This window comes from Bacteroides sp. L10-4 (assembly GCF_013373675.1).
GTDB classification, from domain to species: domain Bacteria; phylum Bacteroidota; class Bacteroidia; order Bacteroidales; family Bacteroidaceae; genus Bacteroides; species Bacteroides muris.
This window is the reverse complement of sequence record NZ_JABXJH010000037.1, coordinates 1-23,633: the sequence shown is the minus strand read 5'-3', so window position 1 is coordinate 23,633 and position 23,633 is coordinate 1. Positions and strand designations below refer to the sequence as shown.

The following is a 23,633-nucleotide window of genomic DNA, read 5'->3' as shown; positions in this document are numbered from 1 at the left end:
AATAATATCAACTCAATTTAATCATCCACTTATATGAAGAGAATCTCCTTGACCTTTTGTCTTGCACTCTTGTCCTTCTTGTTCTGCCCGGCACAAGTATCGCCTTTGCAGTTCGACAAGAACGGAGAGTTTAAAATCGTCCAGTTTACGGACGTCCACTTCAAGTATCGCAATCCGGCTTCGGACATCGCTTTGAAGCGTATCGGTGAAGTGCTTGATGCCGAGCGTCCCGATCTGGTAGTCTTTACCGGTGATGTAGTCTATGCCGCACCTGCCGATACAGCCATGCGTAAGGTGCTTTCCTATGCTGCAGACCGTAAGATTCCTTTTGTCGTAACCTTTGGCAACCACGACAACGAGCAGGGAAAGACACGTGCCGAACTCTATGACGTCATCCGCTCCATCCCCTTCAATATTCAGCCCGACCGTGGCGGAGTGGAATCGCCCGACTGTGTCCTCACCCTGAAGTCCTCGGACGGCAAGAAGGATGCAGCCCTGCTTTACTGTCTGGATTCCCATTCCTACTCCAAACTGCCCGACGTAAAGGGATACGACTGGCTCACTTTCGACCAGGTGAACTGGTACCGTCGGCAGAGTGCCGCTTATAAAGCAAAGAACGGCGGACAACCTTTGCCTGCACTGGCATTCTTCCACATTCCTTTGCCGGAATATAACGAGGCCGCTTCCGACGAGAACGCCATACTGATAGGTACCCGCATGGAAAAGGCGTGTGCCCCGGTACTGAATACGGGCATGTTCACTGCCATGAAAGAGGCCGGTGACGTAATGGGGATGTTCGTCGGACACGATCATGACAACGATTATGCCGTAATGTGGAAGGGTATTCTGCTGGCTTACGGCCGTTTCACCGGTGGAAATACCGAGTACAACCACCTTCCCAACGGTGCACGTGTCATTGTGATGAAGGAAGGCGCCCGTACTTTCACTACCTGGATTCGTCTGAAAGGTGGCGAAATCGTTGATAAGACGGTCTACCCCGACAGCTATGTGAAGGACGACTGGCGTAAGCGCCCGTTGGTGACGGAATAGGTCTGCCCCGCGAGGGTGGTTTCCTGATAGCCCGAAGTCTATGCCCCTTCGCTGCAAGCATTACTCTTCTTACTGTACGAGATGCCCATCTCATACTGCATGAGATGTACATCTCGAACAGTGTGAGATGGGCATCTCGTGCAGTAAGAGCAATAGCCCTCCTTCTTTTCACCTCCGGTGTTCTCTTTCCTCCCCTCTATTCTTTCTGTCCGGATGTGGCAGCCTTACCGTCATTCACCTTTGGCTTTATTCATTTTGATGCAAACAGTTGCCGTGTCGGCTGATTTTATTAATTTTGCCGGAAGAAAAAAGAATGCCTTATGGACAGGATAAGAACCGGATTAGCCGCTTACGGAATGTCGGGACGTGTTTTTCATGCTCCCTTCATCTCCGTCAGCCCCCATTTTGAATTGACTGCCATTACGGAGCGCAGCAAGGAACTCTCCCGCGGGAAGTATCCCGACGCATGTATTGTGAGGAGCTTTGATGCGCTTATCGGACTGGAAGGGCTGGATTTGGTTGTTATCAACACACCGGACGGCACCCATTATGAATATGCCCGCCGTGCCCTCGAAGCAGGCAAGCATGTGATTGTGGAAAAACCTTTCACCACTACTGTAGCGGAAGCAGAGGAACTTGTGGCGCTTGCCGCGAGCCGGGGGCTGACCCTGAGCGTTTACCAGAACCGGCGATGGGATGGCGATTTCTTGACAGTCAGTCAAATACTGTCCGAAGGCTTGCTGGGGCATCTGGTGGAGTTTGAATCTACCTTTCCCCGTTACCGTAATTTCGTCAGGCCGGATACTTGGAAGGAGACCGGAAAGGATGGCGGTGGACTGACCTATAACCTGGGTGCTCACGTCATAGACCAGGCTGTGCAACTCTTCGGGATGCCCGAAGCTGTTTTCGCGGATATTGCCACGTTGCGCAAGGACGGCAAGGTGGACGATTATTTCATTATCCATTTGTTGCGTCCCTCGAAAGCGCCCGAAGTGAGGATAACACTGAAGTCCAGTTATCTGATGTGCGCGAACGAACCCCGTTTCGTTCTTCATGGCAGGGAAGGGTCTTACGTGAAGTATGGTCTCGACCCTCAGGAAGCGGCCTTGACCGAGGGGCTGCTGCCCGGCACTCCACACTGGGGCGAGGAAGACAAATCTTTCTGGGGACTGCTTCATACCGAAAGGGACGGCAAAGTCGTGCGTGAACCGTATCCGAGCCTTCCCGGTGATTATGCAGCCTTTTACGACAATATCTATCAGCATATCCGTTGCGGCAAACCGTTGCAGAGCGACGCCCGGGAGGTGGTCGGAGTCATCCGACTGATAGAGGCAGCCTGGGAGAGCAGCCGTATGCGGCGTGTGGTTCGTATCTGAGAAAGCCCTTTACTTGGCAGCGCCTTGCAGCTTGACATGGGTCAGCCGGGTATATTTGGTGCTTCCTATTAAATAGGTACGTGCTATGCGTGCCGATGCTATTGCCATGATTTCCCCTGTTTGGTAGGCGTGTTCCACGGCGGGCAGCCGGCATGATTTCCGGCTTGCCGTGCGTGCGTTTATCCGGATGCTGACGAAGTTGCCGACAGAGTCTCTCAGTTTCAACACTTGGCACACGTAGAAATACGGAGTGGTTCCTTTGAGTTGTGTCTTGTACGGATTGTCCTCCAGTCGTACGCTGAGCACGGTCAGTGTCAGGTTCTTCACTTTCTCCCCTTCCTTTCCCAGAAAATGTCCACCGGTGGTCTGGTACGTCTTTCTCCGTTGTATGTCGAGGTAAACCGAATGGTAAATCTTGGCAATCTGTACAAAACGTTCCTGCTTGGGGATGCGTGGTTGAAACTTGAAAGCTATCCACGCAAGGTAGGCGGGATCTATACGGAGGATTTCGTGCAGGAAGTGCCCACGGTATTTTCCTATGGGGATGATGTCGTCTCCTTTGCTCTGCATTCTTTTGGCGTTGTATTCCACAAGCAGCAGGCTGCGCGGCGAGTAGAAGCATAACGTGCTTGCCATCCGCAGCGTTTCGTGAATGTCGGTAGAAAGGTCGCAAATGTAGAAGATGGATTGTCTTTCGGGCAGTGGAGAGTAAACCCATAAAGTATATTGGGGATGTTCCGGCCGGGGCAGTACGACAAGATAAGCGCCCGCTTCCTTGTAAGGGGCTCTCCCTTGATTGTATGCATTCAACTTACTATACAGTAAGTCTTGTTCAGTCTGCGGTATACCGGGTATGATTGGATTTGCCATAGCTCGGAATAATTTATTTCAAATATACCTTTTTGGAATGAAAAAAGCAAGGGGAAGCCAAAAAATATCATAAATGTGTGTTGGTTATTTCCATGCGGCCTTGTTCTGTACCTGCCCTTTCACCATGTTGTTAGGAAAACTTACTTTTTCGAGTAAAGAGTGTTTCATTCAGTAATATTTTCTATATTTGCATTTCAATCTTTCCATTGTTTTTTATAAATGTTGGCTAATGTTTTGTGACGGTATTGCATAACCTTAAATGAAAACCTGATGGTACACTTATATAGATATATCATTTTAATAATCTGTCTTTGCACTACCCAAATGGTTTCCGCATACGGATTGAGATTTCGTGGCGCGGCCAGCCCTATCGATGAAAGAACATCCTATGACGTGTTTGCCCACAGTTCTCCCTCTTTCAAGGACTACTTCGACTTGGAGTTCAACATGGCCCTGTATTCTACCGAGAGTGTCGGCTATGTATTGCGGGTTAAAGGAGCCGACGAAGGACAGATTTTCAATCTTTTCTTTGATTTTCGTGGCGATGACATCTTGTTCCGTCTGAACCAGGAGGGGAAGTGTGTGTTGATAGCCTTGCCTGTCAGTAAGGCGGAGGCGATGAAATCCCATTGGTTCAAGGTAAAGATAGCTTTCAACCTGAAGCAGGATGAGATTACTCTCAAAATTCACAATCAAGAAAAGGTATGCAAAGGTGTGCTGCTCTCTGATGAGTTCAGTCCGAAAATAGTGTTCGGTAAGAGCGATCACATCATTGACGTTCCGGAGATAGCTATTGATAAGGTGGCTGTGAATGCCGATCGTACTTACACATTTCCCTTGGATGAGGCGGACGGAGAATCGGTCTGCAACCGGGAAGGTATTCTTTATGGAAAGGTGGAGAATCCGATATGGTTGATTAACGAGGCCTGCCACTGGAGGAAAGAGGGGGGCTTTGCATCGGCATCGGAAGCAGGCTCTTGCTACAATGCCGACCGAAACGAGATTTATTATTTTAACCGTGATTCGTTGTTCGTCTACAATATGGAGACGGGAAGCACTTCTGCCAAGGCTTTTGCCGAACGGTGCCCCGTGAAGCTGTTTCTTGCCGGCAGTTTCTTCGATAGTGGCAGTGAAAGGCTCTATGCCTACGAGGTGTATGCCGAGAATGGAGAAACGGAGCCTATGATAGCGAGTTTGGATTTGCAGACGTTGAGCTGGAGGGTGGAGAGCTACAGTCGGCTGGACATGCAATTGCATCATCACTGCTCCTATTATGATGCAGTTCGCAAACGTTACACCATCTTCGGCGGCTTCGGCAATATGTACTACAGCAATAAGTTCTATATGTTCAATGCGGAGGAGGGACGTTGGGAAACGCAGGGTTCTCTGTCCGGCGATTTTCTTTGTCCGCGCTATTTCTCTTCGGCCGGTTATCTGGACCGTAATCATTCTGTCTATGTTTTCGGCGGTATGGGCAATGAATCGGGCGACCAGGTGGTAGGCCGTCGCTATTTTCACGACCTTTATAAAGTGGATTTGCAAGAAATGCGTGTGCAGAAACTTTGGGACATTTCAGAAGGACAACCTAATGTGGTTCCGGTGCAGGATATGGTTATACTGAATGACTCTTGTTTCTATGTTTTGCGTTATCCCGAAAGTGTGTCCAACTCGTTTTTGCATCTCTACCGTTTTTCTGTAGAAGACGGCAGTTTTCATATATTGGGTGATTCCATTTCCATTTACTCCGATAAAATTACCACGAACGCTCGTCTTTATTACAACGAGCGCCAAAGCAGGCTTTTTGTGACCGTGCAGGAAACAAGCGACGACGTGTCTTCCAGATTTTCCGTCTATTCTCTGCTCTTCCCGCCGGTTTCTCTTGACAAATATACTGCACATAACGGTGGAGGAAATGTTTCACATGCGTGGCTTGTACTGGTAGCCGCGGTTGTGGCTGTAGCTGGCGGCAGCGTATGGATGTACAAGTGGCGTCGAAACTCCGGCAAGGGCGAGGATAGCGAAACCGCGAGAGGCGACAAGGAGCAACTTCCTGATGCTTCTGATGCAAAGGTAGAGAAGATGGCGGCAGATACGGGAGTTGCCAATTCGGTGTATTTGTTCGGTGATTTTTCTGTTTTCGACCGGAACGGACGCAATATTTCTTATATGTTTTCCTTGCGTATCAAGCAGATATTCTGTCTCATTTTGCGTTATAGCGATGCCGACGGAATTTCTTCCAAGCAACTGAGCGATTTGATATGGCCCGACAAGCCAAAGGACAAAGTGAAAAACTCGCGTGGAGTAGCCATCAATCACCTGCGCAAAATTCTAAAAGAATTGGATGGCATAGAACTGGTTTACGAAAAAGGATGTTTCCGCTTCACGCTGTCCTCCGGTTTTTATTGCGACTACTTGCGCTTTATGGCGATAGTTGCCGAAAACCGGATAGAGGAATGCCGGCAAGAGTTTTTGCATATCGTAGGGCGTGGCAAGTTTGTAGGTTTTATGGACGGTCCGTTGTTCGACGGTTTCAAGCAAGATGTGGAGTGCCGTTTGGAGGTGTTTGTCTTGCAACTGATGAAGAAGGCTTTCGAGGCACAGGATTATTCGGAAGCTGTGAGCTTGGCCGAAGCGGAATTCAATATCGACCCGGTGAACGAGACGGCTTTGTACTGTTGCATCAAGTCACTTTTCATGCTCAAGCATGAGAATGCCGCTATTGGCACTTACCAGAGATTCGTGGCGGAATACAAAAAATACACGGGGGAGGATTATCCTCATCCTTTCAGTCTTTACTGGAGTTAGTTTCCCGGCACGTTGCATCCGGTGCTTCCAGTCTTTTCTCTTTTTGTTCTTCGGTCTGCCTCTTTCAGCTTGTCCGATAACTCTTGTCATGTTACATCTATGGCTGATAACTGTTTGCAAAGCAAAAAACTTTTGACTTCAGTTGCATATTCAGGGTACCTCAGTTGTATACTTGGGGTGCCTTAGTCATATACAGAGATAGGACTATTATGAGACTTTTGATAATCAATTCTTTAAGAATTAAGGCTCCGGCATTGATAAAAGGAGACAAATGGACTGTTGGAAATGGGAATTTGGTAGAGCGTGCGATAATTGCTTGACTTGCGTTGCCCATTTCAAAACAAGAAGAGCCGAATGAATCCTTTTCTTTCCTTTCTTTTATGGGTTAAAATGGCCCGGATTAATGCTTTTTTTATCCCATTATACTCAAATTAACCCTAAAATTAACCCATAAGAAATCAAATTTGTAGTCGAAGGGGCGGTTTATAATGCCCTGAGGCTGATGTGGTCGATTGGCATCGGCTCCTTTGTTGTATTAACTTCTAATAATAATTAAACTATGAAACAGGCAAAAAAACTGAAAGTCTTCGGACTAATGACCATGCTTATAAGTATGGTGTTCATGGTAAGCTCCTGCTCGGATGACGATACGGACGGAGGGGGGGTATCTTATGGCAAGGTGACGGGCGTTGTCACTGACGATTTATCTTCTCCCCTTGAAGGGGTAACGGTTCAGGTCGATGGTTCCGGTATAACGGCTACACCGGACGGTCCGCGGGCCACGACAAATTCACAGGGTGTATATACACTCGAAAACATTTCAATAGGTACACATATAATTACATTTACGAAAGCCGATTATCAGACGGTAAGTGTTACCGTCGTAGCTGGAAAATTCAATGAAGAACAAGTAGCCGAAGTCAGTCCTAAGATGGAGTATGCAGCTGCAAAAATCAAAGGAAAAGTGACCGATGCAGGAAAGGGTAGTGCTCCGTTGGAAGGAGTGACAGTCAGCATCAGCTCCACGCAGACTACCACCACCGGAAGCGACGGTACGTTTGAAATCGGCAACTTGCCACTGGCCGACTATACCGTTACCTTCACGAAAGAGGGTTATGCTTCTATCGTGAAGAAAGTGGTTATGGCCGACTTTACGGATGGCATTGCTACTACAGACGTGCGCATGGGGGGAACGGAAATCCTGCGCGGACTGACCATCGACGACTTGAAAGCTGCCGAAAAATGGTATTATAACGAATACCGCGGTGGACGAAACGCCGAAAGCTATCCCCACTGGGACTGGGCTTGCAACTACATGTGTACGATGGACTTCCGTGGCGACTGGGAAGAGCAGAACGAAGGTACCACTCTCCGTATCCGCAACAATGAGGCCGACCGTAGCAATCCGGCAGATATGGAAGTGTTCGATTCATTTGTCTTCGGTAGCAAGCTCATTACACCCGACAACTACATTATGACACTCCAAATCCGTACGCACAATGCTGATGACGCTGCTCCGGCTTACTATGGTGTGCAGGTGGTAGACTTGTCTGAGGCCGATCCGAAAGCCAAGATGATTGGCGATGTCAGAACCTATGCTTCCGGTGATTACGGTTCAGTCCCGGTAGACCTGAGCGAATACATCGGTAAGGAAATCATCATCGCCATCGGTACTTTCCGCGCCCAGACAGGCGACTATTGGAAACAGCTGGTATTGCGCCGCATCTCGTTTGCCACAGAGGTGGTTAAAGGCTGGGGCTGGTTGCCGGGTACCGAAATAGCAAAGCTGGAAGGTTGGAAGATGACGCACGAGATGGTACGCTCCACCATGCCGCATATCAAGTCGCAGTTTACCGGTATCAATCCCATTGAAGGAAACCGCGATAACTATGTGGACGCTTATCGTGCTTGGCGCGAGGTAGACCACGTATGTGCCGAGTGGTCGTATATGCCGTTGACCAAAGACCCCGAAGTATTCCCTTCCGAGGGTTATCTGATTAAGACACGCGGTGGAAACGCTGTAAGCACTACCGTGCCCGAATCTTACTTCTATGCCAAGTTTTCCATTGCTTCCGGACGCAACAAGCTGACGCTGAAGACGCGTAACTTCAGCGCCACCAACGCCACCTTCTTCAAGGTGACAGCCATTCGTATGGACGGAACTGTTACCCACTTGGCACCTGTCTCTAATACAGCTCGGTTTGCCGAAGCGGCTGCCGACGGTTGCTGGAAGTTTATCCACGAGGCCGGAGGAAAGGGCGATTCGGAAGGATATGCCGATTTCGTTTACGATTTGTCTCAGTTCAACGGAGAAGACGTGATGTTGACCATCGGCATCTTTAAGGGCGAAGCGAATGACGATGAGAACAAGCTGGTGATGCGTGGCATAACAATGGAATAACAAACTACTGATATTTAATTATTCTTGAAGCTTTCCCCTCATTTCTTTCCGCATCTTATGGAAGAAGGAGGAGGGAAGGCTGAGGAAACTAATAGTATGTATGAACAGAATGAAAAAATTATTTACTTTACTGACTTTGCTTTTATGGACGTTAGTGGCTTGCAGCAACGATTCGGCCGCTGATGAAAAGCCGGGTAGTGGGGAGACGGATATTCCTGCGGGTAATCTTCCTATGCAGAACGTGGCGCGTGCCATAGAGCTGATTGACAATGCCGTGGAGTGCTATTTCAGGGGTACGGGCATGGCTATGTCACGTTATTACAATCCTTATACCGGCAATCGTTCCAGCGAGTTGGGCAGTGTGTGGATGTACACCAGTTCCATTGAGGCTGTAAACGCTGCGATGAAAGCCATGAAGACCGGACAGGCAAAGGGAGAAACGGCTCTTTATGATTCTCACTTTAATCGTTACAAGGAACTTCTGACTCAACTTTATGATAATTTGGAGTATTATGCAGGTACTTTCACGCTGACCTCTTATACGCAGACCAAGCAGTGGACGGTATACGGCGTAGACCGTGGTTCCGATAAAGGAGCTGCTCAGGTGGAAGGCGTACTCAATGTTTACGACGACCAGATGTGGCTGATACGCGAACTGCTGGAATCCTATCACATCACCGGTGAGCAGCGCTACCTGGATAAGGCGGAATACCTGGCAGAGTATGTGCTCGATGGCTGGGACTGCACGCTCGACGAGCAGGGCAGACAGCTGGGAGGCATCACCTGGGGCCCCGGTTATCTCTCCAAGCACTCTTGCAGCAATGGCCCTATGGTCAGCCCGCTGGTATGGCTACACGAGATTTATAAAGGAAAGTCCGATGAAGTAACCTACGGCTACGTGGATACGGACAACAGCCGCAAGCTGCGTACAGAGAAGAAGGCCGATTACTACCTGAACTTTGCCAAGGCCATTTACGACTGGCAGAAAGCACATCTGTTGCGCCCTGATGGCGTGTACGACGATATGATGGGTGGAGCTGAATCGCCTGAGATAGAATATGTCACCATTGACGGTCTACGCTATCGGAAAGGCACCAAGCTGCGCGACCGCGTAGGTCCCGCCATCACTTACAACAGCGGTACGATGCTTTCCGGTGCAGCCGACCTCTATCGGGCAACCAGCGATGCCGCTTACCGCACGGACTTGGCTGCATTGACCGACAAGAGCTTTGCCTATTTTGCCAAGGAGGACGCCTCCAAGCCGGGGTGCTACGCCTTCGACATCAGCGGCTTCCGCAACTGGTTCAATGGCGTGCTGATGCGCGGATATGTGGATGCCTCTGCGGCGCACACCGCTGCATCGGGCTGTATCGCGGCTTTCCAGCACAACTTGGATTATGCCTACGATAACTACCTCTACAAACAGATGCTTCCTACCAATTTGCTGGTGGGCTGGAACAAAGCCGAGAAGAGCAAGAACAATGTGGAAGCAATGTTCACTTTTGCTTTTGCAGCCGAGTATGCAGTGTTGGCGAATTATGAATGGAGCAAAAATTAATTTAAAAAATAATGGACTATGAAAGATTTTAGCAAGATGCGACAAGGACTGGCTTGCGTGGTGATGGCATTGCTTATGATGCTGATTCCGACAGGCGTTTTCGCACAGAACTCTATTTCCGTTTCGGGAGTAGTGATAGACGATACCAACGAGCCGGTTATCGGAGCGGCCGTTATGGTGAAAGGCACCACTGTCGGTGTGATTACCGACATTGATGGCCGTTACACCATCAACGCTCCTGCCGATGGTGTCCTCAGCTTCTCCTACGTGGGATTGAAAAGCAAGGAAGAGAAAGTGAACGGACGTACCACCATTAACGTTGTGATGCACACCGACTCCCAGATGATAGATGAGGTGGTGGTTATCGGTTACGGTACGCAACGCCGTGGTTCGGTAACGGGTGCCGTTGCCGGCGTAAAGGGTAAGGATATGATTCAGACCAAGAACGAAAACCCACAGAATATGTTGACTGGACGTGTGGCAGGTCTTCGTGTATGGCAGAAGAGTTCCGAACCCGGTACGTTCAATAACAGTTTCGATGTGCGTGGTATGGGTACGCCGCTGGTGGTTATCGACGGTATTCCCCGCAGTGTGGAAGAGTTCCAACGCTTGAATGCTCAGGACATCGAGGACATCTCCGTATTGAAAGATGCCTCTGCTGCCATCTACGGTGTGCGTGCCGCCAACGGTGTGGTACTGGTGACCACCAAGAAGGGAGCGGCCGGCAAGACCGAATTCTCTTACAACGGTTCTTACACCTTCCAGCAACCCTCGCGTATGCCTGAGTTGTGTAATCCTTTTGAATCAATGACGCTCTTCAACGAAATGTCTATGAACAACATCAACGGTGGTTCGTGGGTATTCGGCGAAGATGCCTTCGAGGCATACCGCAACGGCACACGTCGTACGACGGACTGGAACGACCTGATTATCTCCAACGTGGCTCCTCAGACACAACACGACATCAGCATCTCCGGTGGTACCGAAAAGACGAAGTTCTACATCAGCATGGGGTACTTCTATCAGGAAGGCATCTTCCGTTCCGGCGACTTGAATTACAACAAGTTCAACTTGCGTTCCAATATCTCCACCGAGATTACCAAGGGGATAAAGTTCGAACTGGGTGTGAGCGCTGTTTCCGACGAACGTAATACGCCTTTCTCAAGTGCGCAGGACATCATTCGCAACTACTGGCGTCAGGGTGTACTCTATCCTGCGTTCGCCGACCTCGAAGGAACGATGTTGAACTACAACGGTCTGGATATGGAACAGAACACCGTGGCTATGATGACGTCCGATGTATCCGGTTACAAGAAGTATAAACAGAAATATTTCCAGTCTTCGGCTACCGTATCAGTAGACTTCGGTGAATATACACCGATATTGAAAGGCTTGACTGCCAAGGCTATGTTCAGCTACGACTACCGTGCCGACAACAACGAGGCTTTCCGCAAAGAGTACTATCAGTATGCTTACGACGAGCAGACCGGTGCTTACAACCAGAAGGTCTACAACGAAAGTTCGCCCAGCAATATGCGTCGCGAGTTTTATGACAAGTCTCAGATGCTGGGGCAGTTTACCGTGAACTACAACCGCACTTTCAACGATGTTCACCACGTAGGCGGTGTAGTTGGTTGGGAAGTCCAGAAGCGCAACGGTGATAACTTCTACGCCATTCGCGACTTGGCATTCTCTATGCCTTATCTGCTGGCGGGAGTGACCGAAGGTCAGATTGGTGCTATGCAGACAGGTGGTGGCGACCTCTACGAACAAGCCAACGAAGCCTTGATAGGTCGTGTCAACTACTCGTTTGCCGACCGCTACCTGCTGGAAGCACAGTTCCGTTACGACGGTTCCAGCAAGTTTGCCAAAGGACATCAATGGGGTTTCTTCCCCTCCGTATCGGCAGGTTGGAGAATTTCCGAAGAACCTTTCTTCAAGAGTATCGATGCTCTGAAATTTGTCAATCAGTTGAAGTTGCGTGCCAGCTATGGTGTACTTGGTGATGACGGTGACTTGAATTACGACTGGGCGATGGGATATACCTATCCTGCGACAAGTTCCAATATGGCTAATGGTGACTATGCTTCTTACTCACCGGGTTATGTCTTCGGCGGCAAATTTATCAGTGCGGCCAGTCCGATGGCGCTGCCCAATGAGGACATCACGTGGTTCAAGTCCAAGACGTTCGATATCGGTTTCGACTTTGAGGCTTGGAACGGTATGCTGGGTGTTTCATTCGACTACTTCAACCGTTTGCGTACCGGTCGTTTTGCCCGTCGTTCCGGTGCCTTGCCTACCGTGGTTGGTGCCACTGCTCCGCGCGAGAATCTGGACAGCGACCGTCAGTTCGGTATGGAATTGGAATTGACACACCGTCATAAGATTGGTCAGGTGGCCTACAACCTGAAAGGTATTGCTACCGTTACCCGTCAGAAGTACCTGACTGCTTCGGAGAAGGGACCTTGGGCGAACTCCTACGACCGCTGGCGCAACGATAACCTGACACACCGTTACCAAGGTGTGCAGTTTGGATATACTTCTGCCGGACGTTATACCAGCTGGAACGATATCTGGAGCTATAATGCTTTCAAGGAACGCGACATTCTGCCGGGCGATTATAAATATGAAGACTGGAACGGTGACGGCGAAATCAACGGCCAAGACGAACACCCGTTTGCCTTCGACCAGACTCCGTGGTTGCAATTCAGTTTGAATGCCGGTCTGCAATGGAAGAACTTCGACTTCAATATGTTGTTGCAAGGTTCTGCACTGGGCTCTATGGAATACAAGGAACCGCTGCACGAAATCTGGGGTAAGAACGGTGGTGGCGCATTGACTCAATTCCTCGACCGCTGGCATCCGCTGGATCCGAAAGCCGATCCATACGATCCTGCTACGGTTTGGACTTCCGGTCACTACGCTTACACAGGCCGCTGGGCAAAAAACAATTCAGCCTTCAACCGCGTAAGCACTGCTTACCTCCGCTTGAAGAGCATCGAACTGGGTTACACTTTCCCGAAATTGAAACAGATTCCCAATGCCAGCCTGCGCGTCTATGCCAATGCTTACAACCTGCTCACTTTCACAGGTGTGAAGTTTGTAGACCCTGAACATCCCGATGATGACCTGGGCCGTATGTATCCGTTGAACAAGACCTATACACTGGGCGTTTCGCTCTCATTCTAAATAACCAATGATATAAATCTAAAAAGAACAATAAATATGAAACATAAACTGATATCCGCGATGTTGTGTATGACCCTCGCCACTTCCTGTGTCGATATGGACATTGCACCCAAGAATATCGTGACTTCCGAGTCGTTGCTTTCCAATGAATCGGGAATGGACATCTATATGGCACGTATGTATAGCAATATGCCGTGGGAAGACTTTAAATATATGGCTCAATGGGGATTGAATTTCAGCGGCTGGCTGAATGCTATCGGTATCGAGGGCACCGGCGAAGCTATGAACCGCGATGGTATCTGCCGTGCGTTTACCGGTGAAGACAATGCTTATTGGGGAAGAGCTTTTGAATTGTTGCGCGACGCCAACTACCTGATTGAGAACCTGCCGAAGTACCAAGGTTCCTACGCCGAGATTGCCTACAATCACTATTTGGGTGAAGCTTATTACGTGCGTGCCACGGTCTTCTACGCCATGGCTCGTCGTTTCGGTGGTATCCCTTTGGTGACAAAGGTCATCCAGTACCCCGGGGACGGTAATCTGGAAGTGCCCCGTGCCAGTGAGGAAGAAACTTGGGACCGGATTCTGGAAGATTATGACAAGGCCATCGAACTGATGATGGCTACCAGCCCCAAGAGCGGTTACAGCAACAAGTATGTAGCGTTGGCTTTCAAATCCGAAGCAATGCTCTATGCAGGTAGCGTGGCTAAGTACAACGAAACAGTAACCGGCCGTCTGACCGGTCTGGGTGCCAAGACCGGCGTGCGTGTCATCGGATTTGATGAAGGCCGTTGGCAAGAGGCTTCCAAGAAATACTTTGCCGAGGCTTATAAGGCTGCTTCCGAAGTAATCAAGAGTGGTGTGTACTCACTTTACAAGAAGAAATGGGCTGCCAACGACCCGGAAGCACAATACCAGAATATGGTGGATATGTTCTCCGATCTTAACGGTAATCCGGAGAATATCTATGTAAAGGAATACGTCTATCCTACCAGTACCCATGCTTACGACTCTTACAACCTGCCGCGTACTTTCAAGGCTCCGTTGAACTGCGGTGTCTGCCCGACAGCCGACTTTGTAGAGTTGTTCGACGGTTTCGACCGCTATGCCGACGGTACGCTGAAGGTAACAACCGGTAATTCGAACACCGAGGGCAACTATATTATGTATGACGAACCGATGGATTATTACAAGAATGCCGAACCGCGTCTGCGTGCATATGTCATCTTCCCCGGTGATATGTTCAAAGGCAAGGAGATTGAGATTTATGCCGGTGTTTACACAGGTTCTGCACCGATCAAACCGCTCTTTAATGATTATTCGTATGGCTCGGCTACTGTTAAGTACAACCACCTGAGTGCTTATACTGAAAAGCCCAAGACGCTCTATCTGAGTACCGGTGCTAACGACCAGCAGGAAATCGTGACGTTGGCGAATGGCTCTACAATGACGGCTGCCGGTGAAAACGGTCCTTTCTATAATGATGGCGGTAGCGCAATGACCGGTCTGTTGTCTCGTAAATGGTTGAATCCCGACCCTGCATTCGTGCCCCGCGAAGGTAACAGTGCACAGCCTTTCATCTTGATGCGTTATGCCGAAGTATTGTTGAACGCTGCTGAGGCTGCTGTGGAACTCTCGCTGGCAGGTGCTTCCTCACCGGACGGTACCGATATGTTGGGCGTGGCTACGCAGGCAGTCAACGACATTCGCGAACGTGCCGGTGCCAAGTTGCTGGCTTCTTCACTGAACGGTACGGTAAACAGCCGTGACATCGTTCGCAAGGAGCGCCGTAAAGAGTTGGCGTTTGAAAACAAGATCAAGTGGGATTTACGCCGCTGGCGTGTAAACCACTATGAAGGTCGCGACGGATTCTGGGGCGAACAATGCGACAAGGACCGTTTCAGCAATACGACTCGTTATCGTTTCCGTGGTATCTATCCGTTCTACTCGACAGCTACTGGCAAGTGGTTCTTCGATGTTTGCTTCAACTACACTACGGCAGGTGACAAGGACTTCGGTTATACTCCGTTGGACTATTACTTTGAAATCCCGGGCGGTGAGGTATCGAAGAGTAACGTAATCGATCAGCAGCCTAACCGATAAAAACTAATTAGACAATTAAAAACTTAAAAGTATGAGAAAGACAATATTTTATAGCTTATTCAGCACCCTGTTTCTGTTGACCTCGTGCAGTATGTTTGAAATAGACAACTATGATGAGCCTGCCGAAACGATTTGGGGCGAGGTGGTTGATGAAGCCACAGGCAAGCGTGTACTGACCGATCAGGGCAGTGAGGGTATCCGTGTCCGTCTGACCGAATTGAGCTGGGGCGACAACGTACAGCACAATCCCGACTTCTTCTGCATGATGGACGGTACGTTCCGGAATACAAAGATTTTCAAGGGTGAGTACAACGTCCGTGTCGATGGTCCCTTCATTCCCTTGGTACGTGAAAACACGGACGGTACTTTGCTTTACGACGGTTCCGTCAATACGGAAATCAGTGGTACGACGAAGCTGAAATTTGAAGTACAGCCTTTCCTGAATGTGGAGATTGTGGGTAATCCGCAGGTAAGCAACGGAGTTATCAAGGCACAGGTACGCGTGACTCGCGGTGTGTCAGATGACATCTTCCGTGAGAAAATCCAGCCGATGGGCAACTGGAAGGACGAATACCTGAACGTAACCGATATACAGCTTTTTGTCAGCTATTCAAGCACCGTGGGCTATCGGGCACGTGACGAACGTTGGTCAAGCAGCATCAACTACGACGGCAAGAGCTTTGAGGAGTTGCTGGGCAAGGAAGTTACCATTCAGTCGAACGGTAGTGTACCCTCGGGGCGCAAGGTGTTTATACGCGCAGCTGCACGTATCAACTACGATACGCCTGTGGGTAGTGGTGTTCGCAGATGGAACTACAGCGAACCGATGGAGGTGCTGATTCCTTAATCAGACAAGCTCGTATAGTAGCGTGTGCCGAAAAGACTGGTACAATAGAGTTTTTTAGATGCGTCTAAAAAATGCGATACAGTGTTTTCGACACACACTTTCTGTCTATGTGAAGCCATTGTTGCAGATAATGGCAAGAGCAAGAATCCAAATTTCATAAAAAAACAGAAATTGATATGAAGCAAAAACATCTTTTGATGAGTCTGGCTATCTTGGCAACGGGCATTCCTGCGAGTGCTCAGACCCGGAATAGTGTGAAAACTACTTTTCAAACCTCACGCGAGTGGAAGCCTGCCATCGACAATAGGGCTGATGCCGTGATGGTGTATGGAGTAGGGGGAAATCCCTCGGACAAGTCACGCAAGCTCTCTTTCGAGGAACGTGTGAAATCCTGGAAAGATCGTGGATATACCATTCATTTTATGACCGGCATTGCCTGGGGCGAATACCAGGACTACTTCACCGGACAGTGGGACGGGAAATATCATTTGGACGAGGGACAGGTCACGCAGGCCGGAGACACGATATGGCACGGTCATATGGTGCCCTATATCGTACCATCGGAGAATTTTTTAAGTTATCTGAAAGAGAGACATGTGAAGAGGGTAATCGATGCCGGTGTGGACGCCATCTTCATGGAGGAACCTGAATTCTGGGCAAGAGCCGGTTATAGTGAGTCCTTTAAGAAGGAATGGAAAAACTACTATGGCTTCGACTGGAGACCGCAACATGAGTCTCCGGAAAATACTTACTTGTCGAGCAAACTCAAGTATTACTTGTACTATCGTGCGCTGAATGAAGTCTTCACCTTTGCCAAGGAATATGGTAAAGCAAAGGGATGGACGTGAAGTGCTACGTTCCCACCCACTCGCTGGTGAACTATTCGCAATGGCAGATTGTCAGTCCGGAAGCAAGTCTTGCTTCACTTCCTTGCGTGGACGGTTACATAGCCCAGGTATGGACCGGAACTTCGCGTGAGCCGAATTTCTTTGACGGTCGCAAACGTGAGCGTGTGTTTGAGACTGCCTATCTGGAGTATGGCTCCATGGAGTCGATGACTGCTCCCACCGGTCGTAAGATGTTCTTCCTGACCGACCCTATTGAAGACTGGCCGCGTGACTGGGCAGATTATAAGAAGAATTATCAGGCCACCTTTACGGCACAATTGCTCTATCCCAACATAGCCGATTACGAAGTGATGCCTTGGCCGGAACGTATCTACGAAGGACTATACCGTACAAGTGCCAATAGCGATAAGAAAGAACGCATTCCCCGTTTCTATTCCACACAGATGCAAGTGATGATTAATGCCTTGAACCGTATGCCTCTGACCGATAAGAAACTGACCGGAAGCGAAGGATTCAGCGTACTGATGGCGAATTCCTTGATGTTCCAGCGTTTCCCTACGCACAACGGATATGAAGATCCGCAACTTGCCAACTTCTACGGTCAGGCGTTGCCTTTACTCAAACGGGGCGTGCCCGTCAAGACCGTCCACATTGAGAACCTTGGCTATAAAGAAGCGCTGGCTGACACAAAAGTGTTGCTGATGACTTATGCGAACATGAAACCGCTTGAGTCCGAAGCGCACAGCCGCATTGCCGATTGGGTGAAGAAGGGCGGGGTGCTGATTTACAGTGGGACGGACAACGACCCATTTCAGAATGTAAGAGAATGGTGGAATACCAACGGGCATAACTATGCAACTCCTTCCGCACATCTTTTTGAGCAGATGGGACTCCCTGCCAGACCGGAACAGGGAGAATACAGTTACGGTAAGGGAACCGTATGTATTGTCCGTACCGACCCTAAAGATTATGTCCTGCATGAAGGCGGTGACAAAGATTTTTTGTATCTTGCAGCCCGAATGTACGAGCAGAATGCCAAAGCGGGGAAACTGGAATTCAAAAATAATTTCTATCTGCAAAGGGGGGATTACGACTTGGTTGCTGTGCTTGAAGAGAGCGTGAGCGACGAGCCGTTTACTGTGGAAGGATGTTTGATTGACCTTTTCGACCCTCAATTACCGATATGCACTTCCAAGCGGATAAATCCGGGTGAACAAGCCTTGTTGCTGAATGTGGAGCGCGTGGCCGGTAAGAAGAAGCCTCAGGTTCTGGCTTCGGCAAGTCGGGAAGAACAGGAAGAACGCGGAAAAGGCCGGTACTCCTATGTGGCGAAAAGTCCTGCCGAGACTTCAAACGTATCGCGGGTGCTGTTGCCCCGTTGTCCTAAGAGTGTGACAGTTGACGGCAGAGAAGTATTCGATGCCGAGCGTTGGCATGCAGCAAGCCATACCTATTTGATAGAATTTGAGAATAATCCTGACGGAGTGTCAGTGAAGTTTTGCTGGTAATCTCGGCCCTTTTATTTTTTTAAGTGTAACAACATAAACAATTACTTTATATAACCAATATGAGAAAAAAGCTTTTATACACCTTGTTGGCATCATGCCTTTTTGCATGCAGTGACAAGGGTACGTCTTACGACGTCATAAAGAATGACTTGAGAGCACCTGCCTACCCGCTTGTAACTATCGACCCTTATGCCAGTGCATGGTCTATGAGTGACAACCTTTACGACAGCCCCGTGCGGCATTGGACGGGTAAGGATTTCCCGCTGGTTGGCGTGTTGAAGGTGGACGGTGTTTCCTACCGTTTCATGGGAACCGAGGAATTGGAGATGAATGCCATCGTTCCTACCTCGCAGCAAGGGGACTGGACGGGCCGGTATACCACGGAGAAGCCTGCGGGCGATTGGACTTCTGCCGTTTACGACGATTCCAAATGGAAGTCGGACCGCGGTGCCTTTGGTACTAAAGAAAATGAGCCTACGGCCAAGACTCAATGGGGAACCCGCAATATCTGGGTGCGCCGTACGGTAACTATCGACCATGATTTGGCCGGTATTCCTGTCTATCTGGAATTCTCCAACGATGACGATGCCGTGTTCTATATCAACGGAGTGAAGATATACAGTACCGGAACCACATGCAACAAGAACAAAGTTGTGAAACTTTCCGATGAGGCTTTAGCAGCCTTGAAGCAAGGGGATAACATCATTGCCGCGGAATGTATCAATCCTGTTGGTAACGGCTTGCTCGACTTCGGCCTGCAGATTCCGAAACATCTGGAAACCGTGTTTGGCAAAACTGCCGTGCAGACCTCTGCCGACGTGCAGCCCATGCAGACACACTACGCTTTTACTTGTGGTGATGTCGACCTGAAAGTCACCTTTACGGCACCTCTCTTCATGGAAGACCTGAAGCTGCTGAGCCGTCCCGTGAATTACCTTACTTATAGTGTTGCTGCCCGTGACGGCAAGGAACATGAGGTGGAGGTGTATTTTGAGGCTTCTCCGCGCTGGGCGCTCGACCAACCTTACCAGCAATCAGCAAGCAAGGGATATGAAGCAGACGGACTGCTCTACCTGAAGAGTGGAAGTAAGGAACAGGACATCCTGGCAAAGCAGGGTGATGACCTTCGCATTGACTGGGGATATTTCTACATGGTTGCCGGCAAGGAAAACACTGCATGCAGTGTCGGCAACAGTACCGAACTGCGCAAGAACTTCGTGAACGGAACCATGAACTCAGCTTCGCTCGAGGGAGAGGATAGCAATGGAAACATGGCTTTGGTGCGTAGCTATGGCAAAGTGAAGAATATCACCGACAAGATAATGCTTGGATATGACGACATTTATTCCATCCAATACTTCAGTACAAACTTGCGTCCTTACTGGAACTCGAAAGGCGACCGCACCATCGAGGCGGAAATGCTGGCTGCCTATAATGAGTATGACAAATTGCTGGCACGTTGCTATGCCTTCGATAAGAAGTTGATGGAAGATGCTTCGGCGGCAGGAGGCAAGGAATATGCCGACCTTTGCGCGTTGGCCTACCGTCAGTCCATTGCCGCCCACAAACTGGTGGAAGCCCCCAACGGTGACCTGTTGTGGCTGTCGAAGGAGAACAACAGCAACGGCTGTATCAACACCGTAGACCTGACTTACCCCTCGGCTCCCCTTTATCTGATTTATAATCCTGAACTGGAGAAAGGCATGATGAACGGTATCTTCCATTATAGTGAAAGCGGTAAATGGACCAAGCCCTTCGCTGCCCATGATTTGGGAACTTATCCTCTTGCCAACGGGCAGGTATACGGAGGCGACATGCCGGTGGAAGAGAGTGGAAATATGCTGATTCTTACGGCTGCCATTGCTGCTGTAGAAGGCAATGCCGACTATGCTGCCAAGCATTGGGAAGTTCTCACCACCTGGACCGATTATCTGGTGGAAAAGGGACTCGACCCTGAAAACCAACTCTGTACCGATGACTTTGCCGGACACTTTGCCCATAACACCAATCTCTCCATCAAGGCAATTCTAGGAGTAGCCTCTTATGGCCGGTTGGCCGAAATGCTCGGCAAGAAGGATGTTGCCGAAAGCTATACGATGAAGGCCCGCAAGATGGCAGCCGAATGGGGGCGCATGGCCAACGACGGTGACCATTATCGTCTGACCTTTGACAAGCCGGGCACCTGGAGCCAGAAGTACAATTTGGTTTGGGACAAATTGCTCGGATTGAACATCTTCGACAGCAAAATTGCAGAAATGGAGATACCTTATTACCTGACCAAGCAGAATATCTATGGTTTGCCCCTGGACAGTCGTGAGACTTACACCAAGACCGACTGGATCATGTGGACTGCCACTATGGCTCCTGACTTGGCCACTTTCCGTGAATTCATCGTTCCTATGCATAAGTTCATGAACGAAACGATAGACCGCGTTCCTATGTCCGACTGGGTGTTTACCGACAAGCCCAACTGGCGTGGTTTCAAGGCGCGTTCGGTAGTAGGGGGATATTACATGAAGATGCTTGAGGCTAAATTGATGCAGAAATAACAATGATAAAACTTATGTATATGAAACGATTTTTTGCATGGGGAGCCGCTTTCCTACTTGCAGGAGGCATGCAGGCGGCTTCACTGCCGGATGACGGAGAGAATACTCCGGTTGACTATGTCAGCACTTTGGTGGGAACACAGTCCAAACATGCTCTTTCTACCGGAAACACGTATCCGGCTGTAGCTATGCCTTGGGGTATGAATTTCTGGACTCCGCAGACCGGAACCATGGGCGACGGATGGGCCTATACTTACGATGCCGACAAGATTCGCGGCTTCAAGCAGACACATCAGCCCAGTCCGTGGATTAACGACTACGGGCAGTTTGCCATCATGCCCGTCACCGGAAAGGTGGCTTTCGACCAGGACGAGCGTGCCAGTTGGTTTTCTCACAAAGCCGAGACTGCCACTCCTTATTATTATAAGGTATATCTTGCCGACCATGACGTGACAACAGAGTTTGCTCCTACCGAGCGTGCCGCTGCTTTCCGCTTTACTTTCCCTGAAACGGAAGAAGCCTATGTGGTGGTCGATGCCATGGACAATGGTTCTTTTGTGAAAATCATTCCGGCTGAACAGAAAATCATAGGCTACACCACCAAGAACAGTGGTGGCGTGCCTGAAAACTTCAAGAACTACTTTGTATTGCAGTTCGATAAGCCTTTTACTTATACTGCTGCCGTGAAGGATGGAAAGATTGACTCCCGCACCACCGAGGCAGGCGCCAATCATGCCGGTGGCATCATCGGTTTCCACACCAGCCGTGGCGAGCAGGTGAATGTACGTGTGGCTTCTTCATTCATCAGTCACGAGCAGGCCGAGCTGAACTTGAAGGAACTGGGCGGCCGGACGCTTGAGGAGGTGGCGAAGGCCGGGCGTGACGAGTGGAACCGTGTGCTGGGCCGCATTGAAGTGCAGGATGCCGACCTTGACCGTCTGCGTACTTTTTACTCTTGTTTCTACCGTTCGGTACTTTTCCCGCGCAGTTTCTATGAGATAGATGCGCAAGGTCAGGTAATGCATTATAGCCCTTACAATGGCGAGGTGTTGCCCGGATATATGTTTACCGACACCGGTTTCTGGGATACTTTCCGTTGTCTTTTCCCCTTCCTCAACCTGATGTATCCGTCCATGAATGCCAAGATGCAGGAAGGATTGGCCAACACTTACAAAGAGAGTGGTTTCTTGCCCGAATGGGCCAGTCCGGGACACCGTGGCTGCATGGTGGGCAACAATTCCGCCTCTGTGGTGGCGGATGCCTGGCTGAAAGGGCTGCGTGGCTACGACATCGAGACATTATGGGAAGCTGTGAAGAGCGGTACGGAGAATGTGCATCCCAATGTTCCCTCTACCGGACGCTTGGGACATGAATATTACAACAAGCTGGGTTATGTGCCCTATAATGTGGGTATCAACGAAAATGCAGCCCGTACGCTGGAGTATGCCTATGACGATTGGTGCATCTACCAGTTGGGACTTTCGCTTGGCAAGTCGAAGAAAGAACTGGCCCCTTTTGCGAAACGCGCGCTGAACTACCGGAATCTTTTCGACCCTGCCTGCAAGCTGATGCGCGGCAAGAATGAAGACGGTACGTTCCAATCGCCGTTCAACCCTTTGAAGTGGGGTGATGCCTTCACCGAAGGAAACAGCTGGCACTATTCGTGGTCGGTTTTCCACGATCCGCAAGGACTCATTGATCTGATGGGAGGCAAGGATTCCTTCAACCAAATGATGGATTCCGTGTTTGTGTTGCCGCCTGTGTTCGACGAAAGCTATTATGGCAGTGTCATCCACGAAATCCGGGAGATGCAGATTATGAACATGGGCAATTATGCTCACGGCAACCAGCCCATACAGCACATGATTTACCTCTATAACTATTCTTCCCAGCCGTGGAAGGCGCAGTACTGGCTGCGTGAGGTTATGGAGCGCATGTACAATGCCAATCCCGACGGCTATTGCGGTGATGAGGACAACGGTCAGACATCTGCCTGGTACGTGTTTTCTGCTTTGGGATTCTATCCCGTCTGTCCGGGTACGGACCAGTATGTGCTGGGTGCCCCTTTCTTCCGTTCTGTGCGTCTGCACTTGGAAAATGGCAAGACTGTGACGATTGAAGCTCCTGAGAATAGTCGTGCCAACCGCTACGTGCAGAAACTCACAGTGGACGGTGTTGACTATACACGCAACTATCTGACACATGAGCAACTGATGAACGGTTCCTCACTGCGCTTCACTATGGACAATGTGCCCAACAAACAGCGTGGGGCAGGAGAGGAGGATGCTCCTTACTCCTTCTCGAAAACACTTAAACAGAAGAAGTGATTTCAAAGCCAAAACCATAGCAATTAATGATGAGGGTGTGCCGAATGTCTGACGGAGTAATAGCTGAAAACATTCTGACACATTTACATTTGCAGTATTAAATATCACAACAAAATATAAGTGTATATTTGAAAAGTAGAGTTGCAGTGAACTAACTTTGACACTAGTCTTAAATGACTATAGGCTGAATCAGACTGCAACT

Annotated in this window: 11 protein-coding genes and 1 pseudogene; 11 read left to right on the top strand and 1 reads right to left on the bottom strand. The window is 49.5% G+C overall.

Annotation, left to right across the window (positions count from 1 at the left end; translation table 11 throughout):
• The first annotated feature begins 33 nt into the window (after positions 1–33).
• Both HU824_RS12475 and HU824_RS12470 read left to right on the top strand, forming a co-directional pair.
• Positions 34–1,050, top strand: a complete 1,017-nt coding sequence (locus HU824_RS12475) for a metallophosphoesterase family protein (protein ID WP_176469006.1) — start codon at positions 34–36, stop codon at positions 1,048–1,050.
• Between the two features lie 320 nt (positions 1,051–1,370).
• A complete protein-coding gene (locus HU824_RS12470) occupies positions 1,371–2,426 on the top strand; it encodes a Gfo/Idh/MocA family oxidoreductase (protein WP_176469005.1) in 1,056 nt (351 codons plus the stop codon).
• Between the two features lie 9 nt (positions 2,427–2,435).
• Here HU824_RS12470 and HU824_RS12465 read toward each other — a convergent pair whose 3' ends face one another.
• The gene (locus tag HU824_RS12465; RefSeq protein WP_176469004.1) at positions 2,436–3,296 is read right to left on the bottom strand and encodes a hypothetical protein; all 861 of its coding nucleotides are present in this window, start codon (positions 3,294–3,296) and stop codon (positions 2,436–2,438) included.
• 342 nt (positions 3,297–3,638) lie between these two features.
• On the opposite strand from HU824_RS12465, the gene HU824_RS12460 reads away from it, so the two are divergent.
• The 9 genes and pseudogenes from HU824_RS12460 to HU824_RS12420 all read left to right on the top strand — a co-directional run bounded on the left by HU824_RS12460 (position 3,639) and on the right by HU824_RS12420 (position 23,431).
• Entirely contained in the window at positions 3,639–6,101 is a 2,463-nt protein-coding gene (locus HU824_RS12460; RefSeq protein WP_255260512.1) for a hypothetical protein, read from the top strand.
• 559 nt (positions 6,102–6,660) lie between these two features.
• The gene (locus HU824_RS12455; RefSeq protein ID WP_176469002.1) at positions 6,661–8,502 is read left to right on the top strand and encodes a collagen binding domain-containing protein; all 1,842 of its coding nucleotides are present in this window, start codon (positions 6,661–6,663) and stop codon (positions 8,500–8,502) included.
• Between the two features lie 100 nt (positions 8,503–8,602).
• Positions 8,603–10,060: a glycoside hydrolase family 76 protein gene (locus HU824_RS12450; RefSeq protein ID WP_176469001.1), complete on the top strand. Its 1,458-nt coding sequence runs from the start codon at positions 8,603–8,605 to the stop codon at positions 10,058–10,060.
• 18 nt (positions 10,061–10,078) lie between these two features.
• Complete coding sequence (locus HU824_RS12445) at positions 10,079–13,249, top strand: TonB-dependent receptor (RefSeq protein WP_176469000.1); 3,171 nt, start codon at positions 10,079–10,081, stop codon at positions 13,247–13,249.
• A 36-nt stretch (positions 13,250–13,285) separates the two neighbouring features.
• The gene (locus tag HU824_RS12440; protein WP_136010340.1) at positions 13,286–15,352 is read left to right on the top strand and encodes a RagB/SusD family nutrient uptake outer membrane protein; all 2,067 of its coding nucleotides are present in this window, start codon (positions 13,286–13,288) and stop codon (positions 15,350–15,352) included.
• A gap of 31 nt (positions 15,353–15,383) precedes the next feature.
• On the top strand, positions 15,384–16,199 hold the full coding sequence (locus tag HU824_RS12435; RefSeq protein ID WP_176468999.1) for a DUF3823 domain-containing protein: 816 nt from the start codon (positions 15,384–15,386) through the stop codon (positions 16,197–16,199).
• Between the two features lie 176 nt (positions 16,200–16,375).
• A pseudogene (locus HU824_RS12430) lies at positions 16,376–18,555 on the top strand (hypothetical protein).
• 59 nt (positions 18,556–18,614) lie between these two features.
• Entirely contained in the window at positions 18,615–21,104 is a 2,490-nt protein-coding gene (locus HU824_RS12425) for a glutaminase domain-containing protein (RefSeq protein WP_176468998.1), read from the top strand.
• A gap of 68 nt (positions 21,105–21,172) precedes the next feature.
• A complete protein-coding gene (locus tag HU824_RS12420) occupies positions 21,173–23,431 on the top strand; it encodes a GH92 family glycosyl hydrolase (protein WP_255260513.1) in 2,259 nt (752 codons plus the stop codon).
• The last annotated feature ends 202 nt before the right edge of the window (positions 23,432–23,633 follow it).